Raw genomic sequence first — 22412 nt, forward strand, 5'->3', positions numbered from 1 at the left:
GCCCGTCGCTGAGCCGGACGCCCGGCTGGACGTTCGGCGGCATCGTCCTTTCGCTCGCGGTGTGGGCCATCTGCCAAGCCGGAGCGGCGTTCCCGGTGGCGTGGCTCCGGGAACGAAACCGGCTCCCGGCGCCCGCGGCGATGGCCATCGGCGCGGTCCTGTGCGCCACCGGGCTCGTGACGCTCGGCCACGCGACCAGCCTGACCACCGTCTTCCTCGGCTACTCCGTGCTCGGCGAGCACGACGAAGGGAACGCTGCCGTAGGCGAACGCCCCGCTCACGAGGCCGGCGCGGGGGCCGGTGCCGTCCGGGAACCAGGCGAGCACCGCGCCGACGCAAGTGGCGTACACCATGCCGGTGCCGAGCCCGCCGAGCACGGAGTAGCCGAGGAAGACGGTGGTCAGGCTGGTCGCGTGGCCGAGCGTCACGAGCCCGGTGGCGCACAGGACCGCGCCGATGGCCATCGCCGCGGGCGCCGGGAGCCGGTTTCGTTCCCGGAGCCACGCCACCGGGAACGCCGCTCCGGCTTGGCAGATGGCCCACACCGCGAGCGAAAGGACGATGCCGCCGAACGTCCAGCCGGGCGTCCGGCTCAGCGACGGGACGATCGCGCCGAAGCCGTACTGCTGCACCCCGGCGGCGAGCATGGCCGCCGCGGCGAGCCAGGTGATCCACGTCCGCGGCCGGCCGAGCAGGTCCCGGTCGGACTCGCCGACGCGGTACCGCCGTCCGTAGACGTCCCGGAGCTCGCGCACCTCGCCCACGGCGACCACCTCCCGGCAACTGAAGATTGTATGCAGTATGAAGTAGTCTGAGTGTGCGCGTGCCGGGCACAAATGTCTACCGGGAGGTGCGGACGGCGCCCGAATGGTCGAGCGAAGCGGCTCTCACGCCGCGAGGGGGGCGACCCGGACTCAGCCCAAGGGCCGCAGGGTCGGCGAACTACCCGCGCCGCAGCTCACCCCATCAGCGGGGAGGCGGCCCGGTGGCCATCGAGGGAGGAGGCGGCCACCGGACCGGTGCTCCGCCGCGGTACCGGCCGCGCGGAGCACTGACAGTCTGGCCATCGGAGCCGCTCTCCGACAAGCTTTTCGCCGCCAACCGGACGGTGCGATGCCCGTTTGGCGGCGTCGAAACCGGCCCAGCGTCCACATCGAACCGGACGCGTGACGGTGTGACACCGGAGGAATACCGACCGCCACCGGAAATCGGTCAAGTGGCGACCTTCCGGCTGAGCGGCACCGGACGGCGCCGCTCAGCCGACAGGAGCACAGCCTTCAAGACTTCTTGCGAGTCGCTCGCTTGCGCGCCGGCTTGGCGTCGACCGGCTCGGCCGCCGCGGCCTGGTCGGCCTCGAAGCCCGCGATGATCTCACTGGACAGCCGGCCACGCTCGGCGACCTCGTAGCCGTTCGCCTGCGCCCACTCGCGGATCTGCCGGTTGCGCTCGCGGTCGGTGCCCGAGCCGGACGGGCCGCCCAGCGACTGGCCGGTCGCGAGGCGGACCTTGCGGCCGCCGATGCGCCGCGCGGAGGCGACGTAACGAGCCAGTTCGTCCCGCAGCGCGGAGGCGTTCTCCTCGGACAGGTCGATCTCGTACGTCACCCCGTCGAGGCTGAAGGGGACGGTCTGCGAAGCCTCGCTGCCGTCGAGGTCGTCCACCATCTGGACCTGTACCCGTTGCGCCATGATTCGTCGTTCCTCATCTTCTCCAGAACACGGTCGGACAGACCCTAACGTGTCGAATCATGCCCGGCACGCGCGACACCCGGAAGCGTCCACAATGGCCGCTCGGGCGAGCGGGTCGTCCGCGTCCAGAGTGACCGCAACCGGGCCGAAATGCTCGCCTTCTTGGCCACTATTCAATTTTGTGATATGCTCGAAATCGAATCGGTACCGTGCCGCCGTGAACTTCGCCGGGTTTCCCGCTAATGCTGCCCGCATCAGCCGGACCGCCTTCACGGCCGCCGCCGCACGCGCGGTACATTTGCTCACCGACGCCGGCCCGTTCACCTTCTCCACTGCCTTCGCGGCAGGCCTGCTCGGCCTCACGCGAAGGAACTCCCGGCCTGCCACCGGCTCTACAGTACCTGCCCGATCCTGAGAGATGCCCGCGCCGAAGCGGTCTGCCGGAGCCGGTTACCCGAAGCGCGCCCGATGCGCGGCAATTCCGGTATAGACCAGTATGCGATTCTCGGCGCCGGACTCGATTCGTTCGCGCACCGGACCCCGTCGCGACGATTCCGGTGTTCGAGGTCGACCATCCGGCGACGCAGGTGGCCAAACGGGAACTACCGGCCGCCGCCGACGTCGCCGAACCGGGCTTCGGTCACCTTCGTCCCGGTCCGCTCCGCAGCCGAACCGCCGCGGGAACGGCCCGTCCAGAGTGGACTCGACCCGTTTCTCCCCGTGTTCGCCAGCTGGCTCGGTGTCACCACGTCCCCGAGGCGAACGGCGATTGCCGCGGCATTGCGGAAGCTCGGCGGATTCGCGCCGGGATCGGAAATCGCGGCCGATCACCGGCCCCGGCCGCACTGCTTTCCCCGCCCGCGCATTCCGCGCCGGCTGACGCTCAGTCCGGCAGCATCGGCACTTCGAGGTCGTCCGGACGGCCGAGCAGCACCGCCCGGGTGACCGCGGCCCTCCCGAACCGGTCGCGCACCGCGTCCAAGGCGGTGTCGAGTTCGGTCGCCCGCTGCCGCTCGAACGGCAGCGCCGGCTGGAACGGGTTGTCGTCGGCCAGGTTGGACAGCGCCGCGCCCAGCAGGGTGAGCCCGCGGTCGGCGATCACCGGCAGCGCGGCGACGAGCAGCTCCCGCGCCGCGGCGAGCAGCACGCCGGTGCCGGCGGTCGGGTCGGTCAGCGTGTGCGAGCGGGTGGCGCGGGAGAAGTCGGCGAAGCGCAGCCGGATCGTCACGGTCCGGCAGACGCGGTGGACGGCCCGCAACCGGCGGGCGATCCGGTCGATCAGCGCCACCAGGACGACGTCGAGCTCGGCCGGGGTCCGCCTGCCGCGTCCGAGCGCCCGCTGGGCGCCGATCGAGCGCCGCCGCACCCCGATCTCGACGCGGCGCGGGTCTTCGTTGTGCGCCAGGTCGTGCAGGTGCGCCCCGGCGGCCCGGCCGAGCAGGCCGACGAGGTCGACGTGCTCGGAGGCGGCCAGCTGGCCGACCGTCGTGATCCCGCGCGCCCGCAGCTTCTCGGCGGTGACCTTGCCAACGCCCCAGAGCGCCGAAACCGGCAGCGGGTGCAGGAATTCGAGTTCGCCGTCGTGCGGGACGACGAGCAGGCCGTCGGGCTTGGCGACGCGGCTGGCGACCTTGGCGAGGAACTTCGTCCGCGCCACCCCGACGGTGATCGGCAGCCCGGCCCGCTCGGCGACGGCCGCGCGCAGCCGTTCGGCGACGCGGCTCGGCCGCCCGCCGATCCTGGCCAACCCCCCGACGTCGAGGAACGCTTCGTCGATCGAGATGCCTTCGACCCACGGGGTGGTGTCGTGGAAGACGTCGAACACCGCCCGGCTGGCGGCCAGGTACGCCGACATCCGGGGGCGCACGACGACCGCGTGCGGGCACAGCCGGCGGGCCTGCGCGCCGCCCATCGCCGTGCGCACGCCATAGGCCTTGGCCTCGTAACTCGCGGCGAGCACGACCCCGCCGCCGACGATCACCGGGCGCCCCTTGAGCGCCGGATCGTCGCGCTGTTCGACCGAGGCGTAGAACGAATCGAGGTCGGCGTGCAGGATGGGCCCCTCGTCGGTCATAGAACATATGTTCGCATACCCGCGCGCCGAAGTCCGCTCGTCCGCCTACCGCGGGTGACGTGCCGCCGGTCGAAATTGCGCGCTTTTCCGGTTGTCGACGTTCTGTTGCCGCGCTCACACTCGACGCAACGAACGGCCCGACCACTGGGGGCGACATGACCGAGAAGTGCCGATGCGGGGATCACCACGCGTGGGCCGCACCGAGCCTGGAAGACCGGCCGGCCGCGCCGCGCCACCCGCTGCTGGCGGCCACCCTGGCGCAGGAAGACCGCGTCGAGGACGCCGGCGGCCTGGATCCGACGGACCGGGTGACGTGCCGGACGCACCGCCGCTGGCTGCACGACTGCGTGGCGTCGCCGGTGCACACGAACCCGGCGATCGGGTACCGCTGGTGCCGTCGCTGCGACCACCAGGCCCTGGTGGCGGTCGACGAGCTGGCGGGCGAGGTGACGATCCGGTGCGGGCTCTGCGGCACGATCCCGCACAGCCGGGCCAACCAGGAACTGGTGGAGCTGTGCCGGCGCAGCCTGGCGCTGGCCCGCTCGGGACGGTTCCCGGAAGTGGCCGTCGCCTGACTGCCATGATGCGGTGGTGCCCTCCCTCGGAACCACCGCGCTGGTGATGCTGTTGCCCGCTGCCGAGCCGGCGCTGGCCGCGGCCCGGCGGGTCGACCCCGATCTGGTCCGTCCCGGGTTGCCTGCCCACGTGACGGCGCTGTACCCGTTCTTGCCGGACGCGTCGCTGACCGACGAGGTCCTGGCCGAGGTCCGCTCGCTGGCGGCCGCGGTTTCCCCGCCGGACGTGGAGCTGGCCGAGCTGGTGGTGGCGCCGGGTTTCGTGGCTCTTGCCGCTCCCGCCCTGCAGGCCGTGGCCGATACCGTCTGTGCTCGGTGGCCTTCGGTTCTGCCGTACGGCGGGCGGTTCGGTGCACGTCCGGCCGCGCACATGACGGTGGCGATGGGTGGCTCGGAGGAGGCGCTCGCGCGGGTCGCCGAAGACGTGCGGCCGCTGCTGCCGCTGGCCGATCGCGCGGAGGCGCTGCAGCTGGTGGCGTTGACGGACCGGGGCTGGGAGCCGCGACTGGAGGCCCCGTTCGGCGGGTGAGCCGCTCACCTTCGCCCCTGCACTCACCGGCCGGTGGCGTCGGGCGCCGGTGTGCCCTCCAGGTTCCGGTAGGCGCGGGCGATCGCGCGCAGGCGGGCGACGTCCGCGGCGAACGGTTCCGCTGCCGCGGTGGGCGGCTCGGTCTCGGACGGCTCGTCCGGGAGGTCGCGCACCAGTCTCGCCGCCGTCGCGGGCGCGAGGTCCGGGGTCGCGCCCGCGAGGATCAAGCCGTCGTTGGTCTCACTCATCGCCGTCAGCAGGCGCTCGCGACGGGACGACCCCGACGGATCGATGCGGATGATCTCCGGGAACCGCCGCGTCAGGTGGGCCCGCAGGGGCCGGAGCAGGCGGAGCGTGCGGGCGTCGCGGCGGGCCGCCGCCAGGCCCGGGACGGCCGGGATCGTCAGTCCCAGGACGATCAGCAGCACCGACACCGCCGGGAACCCGACGTCCAGGGTGCAGGGCAGCGTCGAGAACGGCCCGCGGCACAACGCCTTGACCGGGTGGTCGGCTTGCAGCGCGCGGATCGTCCCGACCACCTTCCCGGCCAGGTAGGCGACCGCGAACGCCGACGCCAGCAGCAGCAGGGCGAGCCCCGCGCGCAGCGCTCCCCCGCTCGCCCGGATCGTCACCGCCGCCATGAAGCCGATGTCGAGGACCGCGAAGCCCAGGTAGACCGTGTAGGTGAAGACGTAGACCACGAGCGTCGGGTGCGTGCGGTACAGCTCGTCGAACACGCCGATGCCGCGCGGCAGGTCCGCGGTGCTGAAGAACGTCACCACCAGCACCGTCAAGGCGACGCCGAGCGCGACCAGCCGGGTGCGGCGGCCGCGGTCGCGGGTGCCGCTGATCTCCGCGACGGTCAGGCCGATGCCGTAGGCCGCGACCATCGTCGCCAGGTTCGACAGCAGCCGGCCGAGGCTCGGGTAGAGCTCGCTCTCGAACTGCTGCGCCCGGTTCGACAGGAAGCAGAACGCCGCGCCCAGCGCGATGAGCGAGACGGCCAGGCCCGCGCCCGCACCGGTGCGCCGGGCCCGGACGGCGCGCCAGATTCCGGCGAACAGCGCGAACAGCCCGACTCCGACGAAAAGTATGTCGATCACGGGACGCGACTATCCCAGGAGTGCCGCCAGCCGCCTAGCCTGGTCCGCCGCCCGGCCGGACGCGCCCGGCTGAACGGCGGGCGGCTCGCTCGTCGCCGCGCTCATCAGCAGCACGGCGATCAGCTCCGCCTCGTACTCGTCGGTCCCGCTCGTGACGCGGGTGAGCAGGTGCGACAACGCCCGCGGCGCCAGGTCCGGGGCGAGCTCGGCGGCCTCGGCCTCCGACATCAGGCAGGTGCCGGTGTGCGCGCACAGCATGTGGGCGAGCTCGTGGGCGATGATGTGGTCCTGGTGCAGCGCCGACGTGTGCTCGGTGTAGGCGATCAGGTCGTAGTCCGGGCGGGCCTGCCACGCGCCGGACGGCTGGCCGGGCCGGTAGGCGATCGGGACGAGGTCGATCTCGCGGCCGCGCCAGGCTTCGAGGCCGTCGACCCAGGCGTTCATCGACCACGGCCGCGGCAGCGGGACGGCGGCGAGCACCGTCCGCACGCGCTCGCGTGCCCGGTCGCGAAGGCCCGGCAGGCCGCGCTCGTCGATGGGTCCTCCCTGGTCACCGGGCGCCAGCCGGGTGCACCGGGGCGCGAACACGGACAGGGTCATCGTAGCCGAGCCGGACGCGGTCACTCCGGCTTCCGGCGCCGGCCGGTGCGCCGCCGGGTGTCGTCGTAGCTGCCGAGCTGGTCCAGCAGCGCGGTGACGGTTTCCCGGTCGCGCGGCGAGAGCCGCATGGCTCGCTGCGCGAGGTTCCGCGCCTCGCTGTCCCGCCACGCGACGACGTCTTCGACCTGCCGGTCGACCTGGCCGGCGACGTCGTCGTCGAAGAAGTACGTCACCGGCACGCCGAAGAACTGGGCGAGCGCCTGGATGTGCGAGCGCTTCGGGTCCTTGCGCGCGCCGACGGCGAGCTGCTGCACGTGGGTGGCCGACATCGTGACGCCGGTCTGTTCGGCGACGCCGTGCGCGATCTCCCGGTAGGAGTACGGCTTGCGGTCCGGCGGGTGCACGGTCGCGATCAGGTGCGCCAGCCGTTCGGCGAAACTGCGCTCTTCGCTCACCACACACCACCCGCAGACATGAAACGTGACAACAGCCAGGGTAGCTGTTCCGAAAACTTGACACAGCCTGTGCCGGAAAGACTACGATACCCCTGTCCGGTGTTTCGGAAACGTGACACCGGCCCGGGGTGGCGCAGCGGCCCGCGGGTGACTCACGTGGCCGCTGGGGGTGGCCACGCGCCTAACCCCGCCCGCCGCGCCGCCCCTTTCTCGCATGTCGGCACGACCGCGGACGATGCGGCCGGACGGCCGGCACCAGGGCATGGGCAGCGAAGTGATCGAGACGGGACGAGCGCCCGGCCGCGGATCGGCGGCCTGCTGCATGAGCCCGCGTATGGGGTCGCCTGAGGGGGCACGGCCGCCGCCGGGGTCGCTGCGGCCGCCGAGGCAACCGCCCGCGCTTGGTCTTCACCCCGGCCCAGCCATCCGCCTCATCACGGGAAGCATCCACCTCGGCCCAGCCGCGCGCCTCACCACCCGACCCCTCACTGAGCCAACAGCCGGCGTACCACCCCCGGCGGCGCTCCAGCGTGCTCCCGCACCGTCCGCGTCAAGTGCGCCTGGTCCGCGAACCCCAGCTCGGCCGCCAGGACCGCCAGCTCCCGCTCCCCCGCCTCCAGCCTCGCGAGCGCGCGGCCGACCCGGACCCGGTTGCGATAGCGCGTCAGTGAAACGCCCACCTCCCGCGAAAACGCGCGGCTCAGCCGGTACGGCGACACCCCCAGCGCCTCCGCCAACGAAAACAACCCGGCCGCCGCCGGGGTGTCCGCCACTATGGCCTCCCTCGCCCGGGCCACCAGCGCGCGGTCGTCCGCCTGCCTCCGCGTCGCCTGGGTGATCGCGGTACCCACCAGCACCAGCAGCTCTTCCGCCAGCGCGTAGTCCGGATCGGCCGCCGAGGCCACCACGCGCCGGTGGGCCAGCTCGAGCGCGCCGTCGACGTACACCGTCGGTGGCAACGCCCGCTCTCCAACAAGGCGGTGCCACAGCCGCTCCCCGAACTCCACCGACGTGCAGACGTCTCCGCCCGCCGGGTGCGCGAACCGCTCCTCGTCGCCCGGCGCGACGAGGTAGGCCGCCGTCGGGTCGGCGTCCGTGGTCACTCCGCGGACGCTCCTGCGGAACCGGCCCCGGCGGACGAGCACCATCCGGTGGCCGGCCGACTCCTCCGCCGCCGACCAGCCGGTGTGGTCGTCGGCGCAGCGGACCACGCTCACCGAATACCCGGGGCGGGCCACGACTTCGACTGCTTCACGCACGAGCCGGACGGTACGCCGGGGGTCCGACAGTTCCCGGGCCGCAAGGATCTTCAAGACCGCACCCCGGGACGGCGGGCAGGCTGCCACACGACGAAAGGAGCCCTCCGTGCCCGCAGAACTCACCACCGTCGTCCTCGACTGCGCCGATCCGGCCGCGCTCGCCGCCTTCTACGCCAAGGCACTCGGCTGGGAAGTCACCTCCGAGGACGAAGACACCGTCCAGCTCGGCGGTGGCCCGGTCGGCCTCGGCTTCCAGCGCGTCGCGGGCTACCGCGGTCCCGCCTGGCCGGACGCCGCCAAGCACGCGCACCTCGACCTGCGGGTCGGCGACCTCGCCGGCGCCACTGCCGAGTTCGTCGCACTCGGCGCCACCAAGCCGGACTTCCAGCCCGGCGGCGACTGGGTCGTCCTGCAGGACCCCGAAGGGCACCTCTTCTGCCTCTCCGAGGGCTGACGTCGTGGTGGTCCCCCGGCACCGGGGGACCACCGCGCACGGCGATATCCGCTCGCGGGCCTCACCCCCGGCGCGCCACCATGCGCTCATGGCCCCCTCGTTCATCCCCGGACTGGAACTGTCGCGCCGCTTCTACGAAGAGGCCGTGCTGCCGATCATCGGGGACCGGCCCCACACGGCCGCGCGGATCGGCACCGGCTCGGAAGTCCTCGGGTTCGACACCGCCCGCTCCGCCGACCACGAATGGGGGCCGCGCCTGCAGGTGTTCCTGCGCCGCCAGGATGCCGGCCGGGACCTCGTCGAAGCGCTGAGCCGGAAGCTGCCCAAGACGTTCCACGGCTACCCCACGCACTTCGCCCCCACCGGGAACGAGCGCGTACGCCGCATGGAAGTCACCGACGGGCCGGTCTTCCACCGCGTCGACGTGACCACCCTCGACGAGTGGCTCACCGGTCACCTGGGATTCGATCCGCGCGAAGGCGTGACCACCCGGGACTGGCTCGCCACCCCGACCCAGAGCCTGGCCGAGATCACCGCGGGCGCGGTCTTCCACGACCCGGCCGGTGAGCTCACCGCCGTCCGTTCGCGGCTCGCCTGGTACCCGGAGCCGGTCTGGCGCTACGTCCTGGCCTGCCAGTGGCAGCGGATCTCCCAGGAAGAGGCGTTCGTCGGACGGTGCGGAGAAGTCGGCGACGAACTCGGCTCGGCCGTCGTCGCCGCGCGCCTGGTGCGCGACCTCATGCGGCTGAGCCTGCTGATGCACCGCCGTTACCCGCCTTACGGCAAGTGGCTCGGCAGTGCGTTCGCCCTGCTCCCGTTCGCAGCCACGGTCACGCCGGCACTGACCGGCGCGCTCGCGGCCACGACCTGGCCGGACCGGGAAGCTCACCTCGCCACGGCCTGCTCGGCCGTCGCGGGGCTGCACAACCGGCTCGGGCTCACCGAGCCGCTCGACCCCGGCACCCGCCCGTACCACGACCGGCCGTTCCGGGTCCTGCACGCCGAACGGTTCAGCCAGGCGCTCGTCGCCGGCATCGGTGACGCCGGGCTGCGCGGTCGCCCGCTCGTCGGTGCCATCGACCAGTTCGCCGACAACACCGATCTGCTCGGTGACCGCGCAGCCGCTCGTGCCGTGACCACCGCGAGCCTCAGTACGTGACGGTCACCGGGCCCTGTCCCGGCCGGGCCGGCGCGGTCACCGTCAGCGTCTTCGTGGCCGCGTCCCACTTCCACGCCGTCGACGGCGCCCAGCCGGTGCCCACCTTCACCCGGCTCGGGGCCGCCGCCACGCCGAGGAACTTCACCGTCCACTCGCGGGGCGCCACCCGCAGCGAGCCCTGCGCGGGAGCCACCGTCACCGTGTGGGCCCCGGAGTGCTCGCTGTAGGTGATCTTCGTCGACGCCGAGCGCGACGACGAAACGCCGTTGTCCTCGTACAGCGAGAACGTCCCCGGGCCGCCGGGCGCCACCGTCACCGTCACCCGGTTCAGCGGGTTCTGGACGTCGTTGGTGACGTCGGCCGTCCGGGTGGCCGTGATACCGCCCGCGCGGAGGAACACCGGCATCGTGCCCAGGTCGGACGTCACCTGCTGGGTCGTCCCGCCCGGGTACGTCTTGCCGGTGAAGTAGTCCGTCCACTGCCCCGGCGGGAACCACACCGACGTCGTCGCCGGCGTGCCCGGGGACGTCACCGGCGCCACCAGCATGTCCGGCCCGTAGAAGTACTCGCTCTGGGCCGCCGCGTACGCGCCGGGCTCGTCCGGGTACTCCAGGTACGTCGGCCGCACGACGGGAACGCCCGTGGTCGCGGCTTCCTGGGCCAGCGTGTACGTGTAGGGAACCAGGTTCTCCCGCAGGTTGAGGAACTTCGTCGCCGACGCCTTCGCCGCGTCGCCGTACTGCCAGGGCAGCCGGTCGCTGTGGTTGCTGTGCAGGCGGTCGATCGGCTGGAACGTGCCGAGCTGCACCCAGCGCGCGTACAGGTCGTCCGGCAGCTTGAACGTCTGGCGCTGCTGGCCGCCGGAGGTGTAGGTCTCGCTGCCGCGCAGGCCCGTCGTGTCGTTGTGGCCGCCGATGTCGTGGCTGATCGCCGACATGCCGGTCGCCGCCGACTCGGCCGGCGTGATGCCGACCTCCATGCGCAGCGTGCCCCACGTCGAGGACGTGTCGCCGGTGAAGTGCAGCGTGCTGCGCTTGTCCGCCCACGGCCCGGTCGCCAGCCCGGTCGGGCCGCCGTAGCCACCCGCCTGCAGCGAGCCGTACGCCCGCGAGATGACGAACCCGCGGCCGGTCGCGGGCGCCGCGAGGTCGGCGTACTGCTGGTTGATCCAGGCGTCCGGGGTCACGCCGGGCAGGCTCGAACGGGAGGCGTCACAGCACCAGTCGAGCCACCAGAAGTCGTTGCCCTGCCGCATCATCCCGGCGTGCAGGTCCAGGTAGGCCTTGAGCTGGTCGGGGTCGCCCCAGTCGAAGACGTAGCAGTCGCTGCCGCAGTTCGACTTGACCAGCTTGCCCTTCGCCGTCGCCTGGGCGCGGGCGAACTGCGGGTCCGAACCCATGATGCTGGGGTGGATGTTGAGGTTGTTGTGCAGGCCCTGCGCCTTCGACCAGGCGAAGAAGCCCGCCGGGTCGGGGAACTTCGTGGTGTCGAACTGCCAGCCGTTCCACGTGTCCGGTGCCTTGAAGTCGGTGTCGGTCACCAGGACGTCCAGCGGGACGCCTTCGCTGCGGAACCGCGGCAGGATCCGGTCGCGGTAGTCGGCCGCCGTGCGGTCGATGTACTCGGAGTACCAGACGCCGTAGGCCCAGCGCGGCAGCAGCTGCGGCGGTCCGGTCAGGGTCGCGAGATCGCGCAGCCCGGCCTTGTAGTCGTGGCCGAACGCGAAGAGGTAGCCGTCCTGGTAGGGGTTCCCGCCGTGGGACGGCCGCTGCGTCACCGCGCGGGTGCGCGTGTCGTACAGCGCGGAGGGGGTGTCGTCGAGCAGGTACCAGCCGTCCCGGTGCAGGAGGCCTTCGGTGGTCGACGGCGCGCCGTTGTCGCCGTTGACGCCGTCGAGGCCACGCCGGTAGCCGCCGAGCGCGAGGTGCGGCGGCGGTGCCGTGCCCCCGGCCGGCGTGACGGCGACGGTGTCGATGTTGACGTGGCAGCTGGTGTCCTCGGGACAGCCGAGGACGACGTCGTTCGTTCCCGCCTTCAGGTCCACCGGCACCGACGCGCTCGTCCACGCGTCCCAGTTGTCGGTGATCGGCAGGCTCAGCGTGCGGGTGACGCCGTTCGCGGTGACCGGCGCGGTCCGCGTTTCGTGGCGGCCGTCGCCCCCGGTTCCGTTCGCGTAGCGGACGTGCAGCAGGTACGTGCCGTCGGCCGGGACGTCCGCGACGCGGTGCGTCAGCGTCGAGCCGCGGTTGAGCTCGGCGACGAACCCGCGTCCGGCGTACCCGGTGTGGTCGGTCGCGACGACGGCGGACCCCGAGCGGAGCCCGGCTTCGGCCTCACAGCTCACGCCGGCCGGACAGCCGGTGAACGCGCGCGCCGACGCCGGCGGGAACGGCGCGCCGGCGGTCAGGACGGCCAGGCCGTCGAGGTTGACGTTGCCGGAATCGGCCGAGGTCCGCTCGAGGCGGACGCTGTGGTGACCGGCGCCGAGGGTGACCGGGACCGAGGCCAGGGCCCACGCGTTCCAGTCCGCCGTCACGGGCAGGCTGAGCTTCTGCGCCGCGCCGCCGTCGACGCTGACACTGAGTGTGCGGGTGACGTGCTGGCCGTCGCCGCCCTGGCCGTTGGCGTAGCGAGCGGTCAGCGAATACGTCCCGGCGGTGGGCGCGAGGACGTCCGCGGTCACCGAGTTGCCGGTGCTTTCGAAGCCGGCCAGGAAGCCTTCGCCGGTGTAGCCGGAGTGGTCGGTCGCGACGCCGAGCCCGTCGGTCGTGAGGTCTTCGGCCTCGCACCGCGCGCCGGCCGTGCAGGTCAGGTGGTGCCAGGGGGCCGCGAGCGCCGTGTTCGTGCGGAGTTCGAGGTTCCCGCCGTCGAACGGGCCGGAGTTCAGCCGGTAGGTCAGCGTCGCCGCGCTCGTCCGGATGGTGAGCACGCCGCCGGAAACGGTGCTGGTGTAGGACGTCGGCGTGAACGCGCCGCGGCCGACGGCGTTGAAGGTGGCGGCGTCGGTGAAGCGGCCATCACCCGCGTACTCGGTGCGGATCAGGGTCGGGGACAGCACCTGGAAGCGGGCGTTCCCGGCGGTGACGGTCTGGCGCGCGGGCCCGGCCACGGCGGGCGTCGCGACGGTCACCGCCGCGACGGCGCTCCCGGCGACGGCGAGCGCGCAGGCCCGCCGGATGGTTCTCGCTGTTCTGGTCCGCACGGCGGAACTCCGTTCCGGTGAAGGGGACTCGGCGGCGTTACAACGTTGGAAAGCTGAGCACAGCGGCTCCGCCGATGTCCAGACCACTGAGGGGAACTTGTCCCGGACAGATCAGCGGCCGGTCACCCCGTCGATCTGTTCCCGCAGGATGTCGGCGTGCCCCGCGTGGCGGGCGGTCTCGCTCGTCATGTGCGCCAGCACCCACCGCAGGGTATGGAACTTGCCGTCGATCGACACCGCCAGCGGAGTGTCCGGGTCCCCGGCGGCCCGGATCACCGCGTCGCTCTCCTCGATCGCCGCGCGGTAGCCGGCCAGGACCTCGGGGGCGGACAGCCCCGCCGGGACGTCCATCCCCGCGTCGCCGGGATCCGGGCCGCCGGCGACGTGGTGGCCGAACCAGACCCGTTCGGCGAAGGTCAGGTGGTGGACGAGGCCGAGCAACGTGGTGCCCGAGCCGACCAGGACCCGGCGCAGCTGCTCCTCGGTGAGCCCGTCGGTCTTCTTGAGCACGCACTCGCGGGCGAACGAGAGGAACGCCGTCGCGGTGTCGAGCTCACCGCCGTCGTTGCGCGGCACGGGCTTGCGCTGGGTTTCGAGCATGCCTTCGAACCTAGTCGTCAGGCCCAGCGGCGGGCCACCAGTCCTGGGTCAAAGATCACCGACTCGACGCGCCGGGGCCGGGTCGGCCCTGTGCGTCGAGCACCGTGCGGGCCGTCACTGCGCCCACCTCCTCGACCGGCTGGCGGACCGTCGTGAGCCAGGGTGACAACTGAGCGAGACGCGCCTGTCGTCGAAACCGACCACCGCCACGTCGTCCGGGACGTGCCTGCCTTCCTTGCGAAATACCGTGAGCGCAAGGTACGCCATCAGGTCGTTGCCCACGAACAGCCCGTCGAGCGCGGGCCCCCGGCCAGCAGGCGCTCCATCACGCGTTCGTCGCCCTGTTCGATTAAGTCGCCCTCGGCAACCGCGACGTACGCGTGGCCGTGCCGGGCCATCGTTTCGCCTAGGCCGGCCAGCCAGTGCTGGCTCACCGGGTGCCCGCCCGTCTCGCGATCGTGGCGACGCGGTGACAGCCATGAGCCGCTTCGCCGCGAGCCGTCCTGGTGAGCGACGTCGACGTAGCAGACTGGCGCCGGCCGGGCCGGGCGCGCAAACAACTCCGTGGGGACGCCCGCGCCGGTCAGCACGCGCGGCAGCGGGTCATCCGCCGCGTGCATCGACATCAGCAGCGCTCACCTGCTCCTAGCGCAGCTTCGGAACCAGCTTTTCCTCGCGGGCTACGAGCATAGGCCCGCCGTGCTGCGGCACTTCAGCGGCAGACCGTCACTTCACGCTCGCAGCCGCGTTACCTTCTCGCGCTAACGCCGTGGCAAGACGGGGCCAGTCACCGATCCACAGCACGTGAGCTGGCGCTCACCACCGCGGCGCCCTCCGCTCACGACAATGCGCTCTTCCTAGCCACTGCCCTCCTTCCCTTAGCTCCCTTAGCTCCCTTAGCTGCGACAATAATCTCGTGAGCTCCGTCGCGAAGACTAGAATACCTACACGGTCGTGCACCTTGATGGCAATTTTTTAACATCCCCACCTTGCACAGTACTGTAATGACCAAACTGGCCAACTCGCATATTTTTTGCTAAAATTGACACCGGCAGTCGACCGTGGGAGATGTCGTGACAGGGATTGAATCTGCAATAGCCAGCAAGATCGTATCAGAGGCAGCGAAGCCCCTTATTGCAGGAATGAAACGTACACTCGCTCGACGCGGCTACGGAAAGACTGAATTCTTCTCGGCTATTACATCCACGCAAGAGAGCTCTGCAAACTTCTCGGCATTCAGCATCCTAGATGCACTGCCGAGAGGTGTAACCAATCGAGACGTGCGAAGAATTATTGACAGTCCTGACTTCTTGAGAATTGCCCGCACGTTATTGGCAGCGGAATTTGCACAAGATACTACCATACGCCAAAAGCTTCGAACAGAGTTGAAGGATCTATTCTATCGAGAAATCAAGGTGAGCGACAGGAACTGGAATAACCTCGAGGGATCGAAAAGTAGTCTCGAAAACTATTGCGAGAATCTATCTAAGATTCTAGAGAAGCACTGTCTTTCAAAGGTGTCAGAGACCGTCAAACGGCTTCAAAATCCGTCCGAAATGCTCGACTGGGCTTATAAAACTACATCTATTGAATACCTTAACTCCATTGCACAACAGGTTTCTGACCTGGCCACCGAAGGTGACGAAAGAGACATCGCCAGTTGGCAGGACAAATACATTAAGTCCTTCACTGCCCGACACTCCGAGATCAATGTTCCTGACCTCATGAACCGACGTAAGGTTCCTTACAATGATCTGTTTGTCGGAAGTACTTTTACGGCCTTATCTCAATACTCCGAGGATCTGTGCGCAAGAGTTCGCGGCCGAGTAACAGACCAAAATATTCTCCCACTGCTTCACCGTGCAGTATTTCTTGGCGACCCGGGAGCCGGAAAATCGACCACATCAACATTACTAGCCCTCCGCTTCTGGCGTGAATATTCACTGATTCCAATTATCATCATTCTAAAAGAGGTTCAATTTGCCAACGGCGGATTCTCGCTCATTGACACCATAAAAGTAATATTGAGGTCAAAATATCAATGCCCACTACACGAAGCTCAGCTTAACAATCTCTTACTCGACGGGCGCATCGTGCTGGTATTTGACGGCCTTGACGAGTTGATTGACGGAACTAACCGAAAAGACACCGTAGAAATAATTGAGACTGCCGCACTACTATACCCTCTCTCAAAAGTGCTCGTGACCTCTCGAAGTATAGGTTATACCGTTGCGTCGCTGCGCAAGTCAATCTTCGACGAATTTCAAATAAATAAGTTTGATGATAACCAGGTCAAAGACTACGTGACAAAGTGGCTCACACTTCAAGAAGACACTGACAAAGATAGTGTCTCTGCGTTAGTGAAAGACTTCATGCAAACGAGCGAGTCGATGACCGATTTGCGCTCAAACCCTCTTTTGCTGGCGTTCATATGCTTACTATATCGAGGCCATAAGACGATTCCAAGACGAAGGCCGGAACTCTACAGGAAATGCGCAGAACTCCTTATATCCGAATGGGACAAGTCAAGGGGTATCGTTAAGGACGTATTTGACTTCGATCTATACGAGATTGTTTTGACAAGGTTAGCATTTGACGTCCTGACGATGAAGCGGACATCCCTGACCGAGTCTCAAGTATTTGAGATATCCGTGCCGGCACTAATAGAGGAAGAGGTCCCGAATGAACGCTCTGCCCGTTCGATCATCGACGATATCCTGCACTTATGCAGAGGGCGCGCCTGGATATTCACTGATGTAGGTTTAGATGATGACGGGTCCGATATATTCTTCTTCACGCATCCGAGCTTCGTAGAATACTTCGCGGCTCGACACATTCACAGATTTAGTAACTCACCCGAAGAAATGGCTGATCTTCTACTTCCAGAGATTGAAAATGGAAGCTGGGGCGTACTAGGACAAATCTGCCTCTCTCTTAGCAGGCATGGTTGGGTTGCGGGAGCTTCACGCGGATCGATCCGCATGCTGGAGCGAGCAGATCACCTCCTACGAACAAAACGCAAGCGAGAAAGGGCCAAACTACTGTCGCCTGGTCACAGTGCAGTCAACCCAGGAACAACCTTGGATAAAAATGCAGATGTCGCAATAGTAGAATTTCTCATGAGAACATCAGACCTTATTTCCCTAAGCTCGGAGGCTTTGAATCATCTGATCGACCTATCCTTTAGTCAGCTAGTCGACGGGCGAAGCAAAACGCTTGGGATACTTCTTGAACCACACTACCGTTATCACGAGGAAGCCCTCAAGCGAATAATCGAAACACTAAATGAGATACTAGCAAAGGCCGCCATCTACGACGGAAAAAGCGACATCGACTCCGCGAGAGCTTGGATTGCCACTCACTTTTCATACCTACCGAGCTTCGCACGAGGTATTGAAATATCCCCCGAGGCACACGAAAAAGTATGCAAGTCGGTTGAAGTCAAGCACGGAAACTGGAGCCTTCTCGCTGAAAAGTCCCGAGTTTGGAGAAACATCTGCATTCACCTCGGAAGGATCGATCTTGATACTTACAATGAGGTATTCGAGCCGACCGGCCGACCATTCCCAGGCTTTGGCCCGATCTCAACAGTTGATTGGATCATGGATTGCTTTACCGGCAGCCACGCTCAACTCACCAACAAGAAGGTGGCGGCCAGCATTCTTCGGAGAGTTTATCATCTAGTCCATGATGATCCGTACAGTTTTGGCCTTCGTCCAGTTTCAGGCTTGGAACACAAACAGAGTGGGGCTTTTTCACGTGTCTTGAATCGACTAACCGGTTACGGTGAGGCTGTCGTCGGAGGTTGGACCTACATCGCAATGGGAGCGATTGAACTGAGCGAAAGCTCATTCAATTCCGATCGAGCAGAGAGAGTCAAGCAGGAGGGGCTTCAAGAAATACTCGAATATCTAAGCAAGAAGGAAATCATCAGGGAGCTCGATCAATGGATTACCGGCTCGAAGAATATATGGAACGAGATGGAGTTCGGCGTCTCGTAAGTTCGCGCGGGTCTACTGTTAAGCGGAAATATAAAGAAACGCATGTCGGCATTTCTCACTAGAGAATAGTGTGCCAAACGAGTTTCATGTAACCATTTCTTCTTCCTGGGCTAGATCGCAGGAGTCAACGCGGTCAGCTTACAGCAGATGAACGCGCGCCTCGGCCGCGTCCCAGTCGCCCACGCCCGAGGGCTCGTAGCGGCGGACTTCCTGCGTCTCGCGCACCAGCGCCCGCATCGCCGCCAGGTCCGGCAGGTCCTCCCCCAGCGCCCTGGCCTGGACCAGCACGTTCCCCAGCGCCGCCGCCTCGACCGGGCCCGCCAGGACCGGGACACCGCACGCGTCCGCCGTCGACTGGCACAGCAGCTCGTTGCGGGCTCCGCCGCCGACCAGGTGGATGACGTCCACGCTCCGGCCCGTCAGGGCGGCCGCGGAACGGATTGTGCGGCGGTGGGCCAGCGCCAGGCTGTCCACGATGCACCGGACCACCGCCGCCCGGTCCGCCGGCGGGCGCTGGCCCGTGGCCCGGCACGCCGACTCGATCCGGGCCGGCATGTCGCCCGGGGGCAGGAACGCCGGGGCGTCGATGTCCACCACCGCCGCCAGCGCGGGCGCCGCGGCCGCCGCGGCCAGCAGCGTCGGCAGGTCTTCCGGGCACGACCACGTGCGCAGCGTCTCCGACAGCACCCACAGGCCCATCACGTTGCGCAGGAACCGGATGGTGCCGTCGACGCCGCCCTCGTTCGTGAAGTTCGCCGCCAGCGCCTCGTCGCTCAGCTCCGGCGCGGGCAGCTCCAGGCCGGCCAGCGACCAGGTGCCCGACGAGATGTAGGCGAAGTTCGTGCCGGGTGAGGCGGGCACCGCGACCACCGCCGACGCCGTGTCGTGGGAGCCCACCGCCACCACCGGCAGGCCGGCCAGCTGGTCCGCCGTGCCCACCACGGTCCCCGGGTCGCGCAGCGGCGGCAGCAGCCGCGGCGGGATGCCGACGCGCGAAGCCAGCGAGGCAGCCCAGGTCCGCGCGCGGACGTCGTAGAGCTGCGTGGTCGACGCGTTCGTCCGCTCCGCGCCGATCGACCCGGTGAGCCAGTGGTTCAGCAGGTCCGGGATGAGCAGCATGGTGGCCGCCGCATCGAGCCGGTCGCCTTCGGAGACCAGCTGGTACAGCGTGTTGAACGGCAGCTGCTGCAGCCCGGTCACGTCGTAGAGCTCGCGCGCGGACACCTTCGCCGCGACCTGGTCCGGCACGCCGTCGGTGCNNCGACCGTCAGCACCGACGGCCCGGCGGTCCCGGCCATCACCCGCCCGCTGGACGCGCCGAGGTCGACGGCCGCGACTCGCTTCACGGGCGGACCACCGTCAGGTCCAGGCCGAGCAGGTCCGCGACGGCGGTCAGTTCGGCGACGCGGTGGCCGGTGCCGAGCGCCCAGTGGTGCGCGATGCCGCTGGCGGACCAGGCGTCGGTCCACTCCCCCGGGTCGCAGCCGAAGTCGACGCGGGAGGTCGTGTTGCCGATCCGCAGCAGCGGCCCGGGCACGACCGTGCCTTCCGACGCGATGAGCGTGAACGTCCCGTCGCGGCGCTGGCCGAGCCCGCACAGCGTCACCGGCCCGTGCTTGACGTCGAACTCCACCGACACGCCCCAGCCGCGCTTGCCGTGGTAGACGCCCAGGCCGCGCAGCAGCGGCTTGCGGGCGCTGATGCCGAGGTGCGCCGGGCCGTCGTGGCCCATCTCGACCACGCCGTCGCGGAAGTTCAGCGCCTGCAGCTCGGTGAACGAGCCACCCGCGCCGAGCCGGTCCATCACCAGCATGGCCAGCGACGTCCGCAGCTCGTACTCGCCGACGGCCGGGATGCCGCGCGCGGTGAGCAGGGACGCGCCGAGGATGAACCCGGCGCCGACGCGTTCGTGGGTCTCGCCGTCGAGACCGCGGTGGTAGTAGGCCAGCGAGTCGAGCGAGAAGTCGTCGACGAGCCGGTCGAGGGCCACCGAAACCCGGGCACCCCAGGCGAAGTCTTCGTCCACGACGGACTCGTCCACGGTGAACACTTCGCGGGCCAGTTCGACGCGGTCCTTCGTTTCGGTCTCGGTGACCTCCTCCACGCGCACCCGCAGGTCGTCGACCTCCAGGATCTCGACGTGCCCGCCGAGCTGGGCCGAGACCAGCGTCGGGTCGGTGGAGACGTCCATCATGCCCGGGTAGAGGTGCCCGAGCAGGCCGTGCCGGCCGTGCCGCAACGCCGCGCGGACGCCCGCGGCCTTGATCCAGCGGGAGATCCGCGTCCAGGCGCGCTCGTCTTCCAGGTACCCGGACACCGAGCGGAACTCGACGCCGAGGCGCCGGAAACTGTTGGCCATCTCCGGCAGCGGGCAGGCACCGCAGTAGGCCAGCCACGCGCCGGTGTCGAAGGACTCGTGGTCCATCGCCTCGGTGGGCTGCAGGTTCAGCAGCAGCACCGGCGCGCCCGAGCGCTGCGCGACCGGGGCCAGCATGCTGGACGTCAGGTAGGTCGTGAGGAAGCCGACGATCAGGTCGCACCCGGCCACCCGCAGCTTCTCGGCCGCGGCCGCGCCCTCCTGGGCGTCCGAGACGAACCCGGCGTCGACGACCTCGCAGTCCATCGTGGACAGCCGCTCGGTGACGCGCCGGGCCGAAGCCCGCAGCTGGGGCAGCAGCGCCGGGAACTGCGGCCAGTACGCCCCGAGCCCGCCGGAAACCAGGCCGACGCGGGTGCGCCGCGGGGTGATGCGATCCAGGGTCATCGGTCCTCCAGCGAAGTCAGCGCAGGAACGCGGCGGCCACCCCGGCGTCCACCGGCACGTGCAGGCCGGTGGTGTGGGTGAGCTCGCCGCCGGTGAGGGCGAACACCGCGGCGGCGACGTGCTCGGGCAGCACTTCCCGCTTGAGGATGGTCCGCTGGGCGTAGAACTCGCCGAGCTTCGCCTCCTCGACGCCGTAGACGGCGGCGCGCTGGGCGCCCCAGCCGCCGGCGAAGATGCCGGAGCCCTGGACGACGCCGTCGGGGTTGACGCCGTTGACGCGGATGCCGTGCGCTCCGAGCTCGGCGGCCAGGAGCCGGACCTGGTGGGCCTGGTCGGCCTTCGCGGCCCCGTAGGCGACGTTGTTCGGGCCGGCGAACACCGAGTTCTTGGAGGAGATGTAGACGATGTCGCCGCCGATGCCCTGGTCGATCATCGCCTTCGCCGCCGCCTTCGCGACGAGGAACGAGCCCTTGGCCATCACGTCGTGCTGGAGGTCCCAGTCGCGTTCGGTGGTCTCCAGCAACGGCTTCGAGATGGACAGCCCGGCGTTGTTGACCACCAGGTCGATGCCGCCGAAGGCGAGCACGGTGGCGTCAACCGCCGCCTGGACCGCCGCGGCATCGGTGACGTCGGCGGTGACCGCCGTGCCACCGATCTCCGCCGCGACCTCCGCGGCCGCGTCGCCGTTGAGGTCGGCGATCGTCACGCACGCGCCCTCGGCCGCGAGCCGCTGCGCGATGGCCTTGCCGATCCCCGACCCCGCCCCGGTGACCAGCGCGATCCGCCCGGCGAGGGGTTTGGGCTTCGGCAGGCGCTGGAGCTTGGCCTCTTCCAGGGCCCAGTACTCGATCCGGAACTTCTCGCTCTCCGGAATCGGCGCATACGTCGACACGGCCTCGGCGCCGCGCATGACGTTGATGGCGTTGACGTAGAACTCCCCCGCCACCCGCGCGGTCTGCTTGTCCTTGCCGAAGGAGAACATCCCGACACCGGGGACGAGCACGATCGCGGGGTCGGCGCCCCGCATCGCGGGCGAATCGGCGTCGGCGTGCCGCTCGTAGTAGGCGCGGTACTCGTCGCGGTACTCGGCGTGCAGCTCCTTCAGCCGCGCGACGACGTCCTCGAGGGGCGCGGTCGCGGGCAGGTCCACGACCAGCGGCCGGACCTTGGTGCGCAGGAAGTGGTCCGGGCAGGACGTGCCCAGCGCGGCGAGCGGCTGGAGCTTCTCGCGGGAGAGGAACTCCAGCACGACGTCGCTGTCGGTGTAGTGGCCGACCTGGCGCTGGTCGGTCGAGGCCAGGCCGCGGACGACCGGCGCCAGGGCCGCGGCGCGCGCTCGGCGTTCGGGTTCGGGCAGCGCTTCGAAGCCGGGAACGACCGGGCCGAACGGCTCCGGAGCACCCCGGGACGCGAGGAACTCCTCGGCGGTCCGGATGATGTCGAGGGAGTTCCGCTCGCACTCCTCGGAGGTGGCGCCCCAGGCGGTGATGCCGTGGCCACCGAGGATCACGCCGATGGCCTGCGGGTTGGCCGCCTTGACCGCGGCGATGTCCAGGCCCAGCTGGAACCCGGGCCGCCGCCAGTCCACCCAGGCGACGCGGTCGCCGAAGCACTCCTTCGTCAGCGCCGGACCGTCGGCCGCCGTGGCCAGCGCGATTCCGGAGTCCGGGTGCAGGTGGTCTACGTGCGGGGCCTCGACGAGGCCGTGCATCGCGGTGTCGATCGACGCCGCCGCCCCGCCCCGGCCGTGCAGGCAGTAGTCGAACGCCGCGACCATCTCGTCCTCGCGCTCGACACCCGGGTACACGTTCACCAGGGACCGCAGCCGGTCCAGCCGCAGCACCGCCAGGCCCGCCTCGGTCAGCGTCCCGAGGTCGCCGCCGGAGCCCTTGACCCACAGGACGTCCGTCGGCGAGCCGGTGACCGGGTCGGTCACCGCCCCCTTGGCG

At 69.0% G+C, this 22412-nt stretch carries 19 protein-coding genes and 1 pseudogene; 6 read left to right on the forward strand and 14 right to left on the reverse strand.

Annotated elements, in window-relative coordinates:
* On the reverse strand, nucleotides 1–764 hold a 764-nt coding region (locus tag CCN39_RS34935; protein ID WP_491844433.1), incomplete at its 3' end, for an MFS transporter.
* A gap of 513 nt (nucleotides 765–1277) precedes the next feature.
* Nucleotides 1278–1688 (reverse strand): histone-like nucleoid-structuring protein Lsr2, encoded by a 411-nt coding sequence (locus tag CCN39_RS34940; RefSeq protein ID WP_086849343.1) that lies wholly within the window; start codon nucleotides 1686–1688, stop codon nucleotides 1278–1280.
* A 468-nt stretch (nucleotides 1689–2156) separates the two neighbouring features.
* Between CCN39_RS34940 and CCN39_RS52965 the strand changes: the two genes are divergently transcribed.
* Nucleotides 2157–2633 (forward strand): hypothetical protein, encoded by a 477-nt coding sequence (locus tag CCN39_RS52965; RefSeq protein WP_353526882.1) that lies wholly within the window; start codon nucleotides 2157–2159, stop codon nucleotides 2631–2633.
* Here the strand turns inward: CCN39_RS52965 and dinB are convergent.
* Nucleotides 2572–3762, reverse strand: a complete 1191-nt coding sequence (gene dinB / locus CCN39_RS34950; RefSeq protein WP_086849345.1) for a DNA polymerase IV — start codon at nucleotides 3760–3762, stop codon at nucleotides 2572–2574. The two genes, CCN39_RS52965 and dinB, sit on opposite strands and share 62 nt — an antisense overlap.
* Nucleotides 3763–3917: 155 nt before the next feature.
* Here dinB and CCN39_RS34955 point away from each other — a divergent pair, with 155 nt between their 5' ends.
* Both CCN39_RS34955 and CCN39_RS34960 read left to right on the forward strand, forming a co-directional pair.
* Nucleotides 3918–4337, forward strand: a complete 420-nt coding sequence (locus tag CCN39_RS34955) for a hypothetical protein (RefSeq protein WP_086849347.1) — start codon at nucleotides 3918–3920, stop codon at nucleotides 4335–4337.
* A 16-nt stretch (nucleotides 4338–4353) separates the two neighbouring features.
* Nucleotides 4354–4866 (forward strand): 2'-5' RNA ligase family protein, encoded by a 513-nt coding sequence (locus tag CCN39_RS34960; protein ID WP_244211135.1) that lies wholly within the window; start codon nucleotides 4354–4356, stop codon nucleotides 4864–4866.
* A 23-nt stretch (nucleotides 4867–4889) separates the two neighbouring features.
* Here CCN39_RS34960 and CCN39_RS34965 read toward each other — a convergent pair whose 3' ends face one another.
* From CCN39_RS34965 to CCN39_RS34980, 4 genes are all read right to left on the reverse strand, one after another.
* Nucleotides 4890–5969: a hypothetical protein gene (locus CCN39_RS34965; RefSeq protein WP_086849349.1), complete on the reverse strand. Its 1080-nt coding sequence runs from the start codon at nucleotides 5967–5969 to the stop codon at nucleotides 4890–4892.
* Between the two features lie 9 nt (nucleotides 5970–5978).
* Complete coding sequence (locus CCN39_RS34970; RefSeq protein ID WP_244211136.1) at nucleotides 5979–6569, reverse strand: hypothetical protein; 591 nt, start codon at nucleotides 6567–6569, stop codon at nucleotides 5979–5981.
* Between the two features lie 20 nt (nucleotides 6570–6589).
* Nucleotides 6590–7024, reverse strand: a complete 435-nt coding sequence (locus CCN39_RS34975; RefSeq protein ID WP_086849366.1) for a transcriptional regulator — start codon at nucleotides 7022–7024, stop codon at nucleotides 6590–6592.
* Nucleotides 7025–7509: 485 nt separating this feature from the next.
* Nucleotides 7510–8313, reverse strand: a complete 804-nt coding sequence (locus CCN39_RS34980) for a helix-turn-helix domain-containing protein (protein WP_086849368.1) — start codon at nucleotides 8311–8313, stop codon at nucleotides 7510–7512.
* Nucleotides 8314–8389: 76 nt separating this feature from the next.
* On the opposite strand from CCN39_RS34980, the gene CCN39_RS34985 reads away from it, so the two are divergent.
* Entirely contained in the window at nucleotides 8390–8737 is a 348-nt protein-coding gene (locus CCN39_RS34985) for a VOC family protein (RefSeq protein WP_086849353.1), read from the forward strand.
* Nucleotides 8738–8825: 88 nt separating this feature from the next.
* Nucleotides 8826–9896: a DUF4037 domain-containing protein gene (locus CCN39_RS34990; RefSeq protein WP_086849355.1), complete on the forward strand. Its 1071-nt coding sequence runs from the start codon at nucleotides 8826–8828 to the stop codon at nucleotides 9894–9896.
* Here the strand turns inward: CCN39_RS34990 and CCN39_RS34995 are convergent.
* From CCN39_RS34995 to CCN39_RS52075, 4 genes are all read right to left on the reverse strand, one after another.
* Nucleotides 9886–13098 (reverse strand): TIM-barrel domain-containing protein, encoded by a 3213-nt coding sequence (locus tag CCN39_RS34995; RefSeq protein WP_086849357.1) that lies wholly within the window; start codon nucleotides 13096–13098, stop codon nucleotides 9886–9888. The two genes, CCN39_RS34990 and CCN39_RS34995, sit on opposite strands and share 11 nt — an antisense overlap.
* A 111-nt stretch (nucleotides 13099–13209) precedes the next feature.
* Complete coding sequence (locus CCN39_RS35000) at nucleotides 13210–13698, reverse strand: DinB family protein (protein WP_086849359.1); 489 nt, start codon at nucleotides 13696–13698, stop codon at nucleotides 13210–13212.
* 114 nt (nucleotides 13699–13812) lie between these two features.
* On the reverse strand, nucleotides 13813–13965 hold the full coding sequence (locus tag CCN39_RS52070) for a hypothetical protein (protein ID WP_244211139.1): 153 nt from the start codon (nucleotides 13963–13965) through the stop codon (nucleotides 13813–13815).
* Nucleotides 13965–14324, reverse strand: coding sequence for a type 1 periplasmic-binding domain-containing protein (locus tag CCN39_RS52075; RefSeq protein WP_244211138.1), 360 nt, complete (start codon nucleotides 14322–14324; stop codon nucleotides 13965–13967). Before CCN39_RS52075 ends, CCN39_RS52070 begins: the two co-directional genes overlap by 1 nt.
* Before the next feature lie 447 nt (nucleotides 14325–14771).
* On the opposite strand from CCN39_RS52075, the gene CCN39_RS49695 reads away from it, so the two are divergent.
* Entirely contained in the window at nucleotides 14772–17699 is a 2928-nt protein-coding gene (locus tag CCN39_RS49695) for an NACHT domain-containing protein (RefSeq protein ID WP_143264266.1), read from the forward strand.
* A gap of 138 nt (nucleotides 17700–17837) precedes the next feature.
* Here CCN39_RS49695 and CCN39_RS35010 read toward each other — a convergent pair.
* From CCN39_RS35010 to CCN39_RS35020, 3 genes and pseudogenes are all read right to left on the reverse strand, one after another.
* Nucleotides 17838–18997, reverse strand: a pseudogene (locus tag CCN39_RS35010) (rhamnulokinase).
* Nucleotides 18998–19041: 44 nt separating this feature from the next.
* Nucleotides 19042–20463: an L-fucose/L-arabinose isomerase family protein gene (locus CCN39_RS35015; protein WP_086849361.1), complete on the reverse strand. Its 1422-nt coding sequence runs from the start codon at nucleotides 20461–20463 to the stop codon at nucleotides 19042–19044.
* 16 nt (nucleotides 20464–20479) lie between these two features.
* Nucleotides 20480–22412, reverse strand: a 1933-nt coding sequence (locus CCN39_RS35020) for a bifunctional aldolase/short-chain dehydrogenase (protein WP_086849370.1), incomplete at its 5' end; no start/stop codon positions are given.

The organism is Amycolatopsis kentuckyensis (genome assembly GCF_002155975.1).
Lineage (GTDB): Bacteria > Actinomycetota > Actinomycetes > Mycobacteriales > Pseudonocardiaceae > Amycolatopsis > Amycolatopsis kentuckyensis.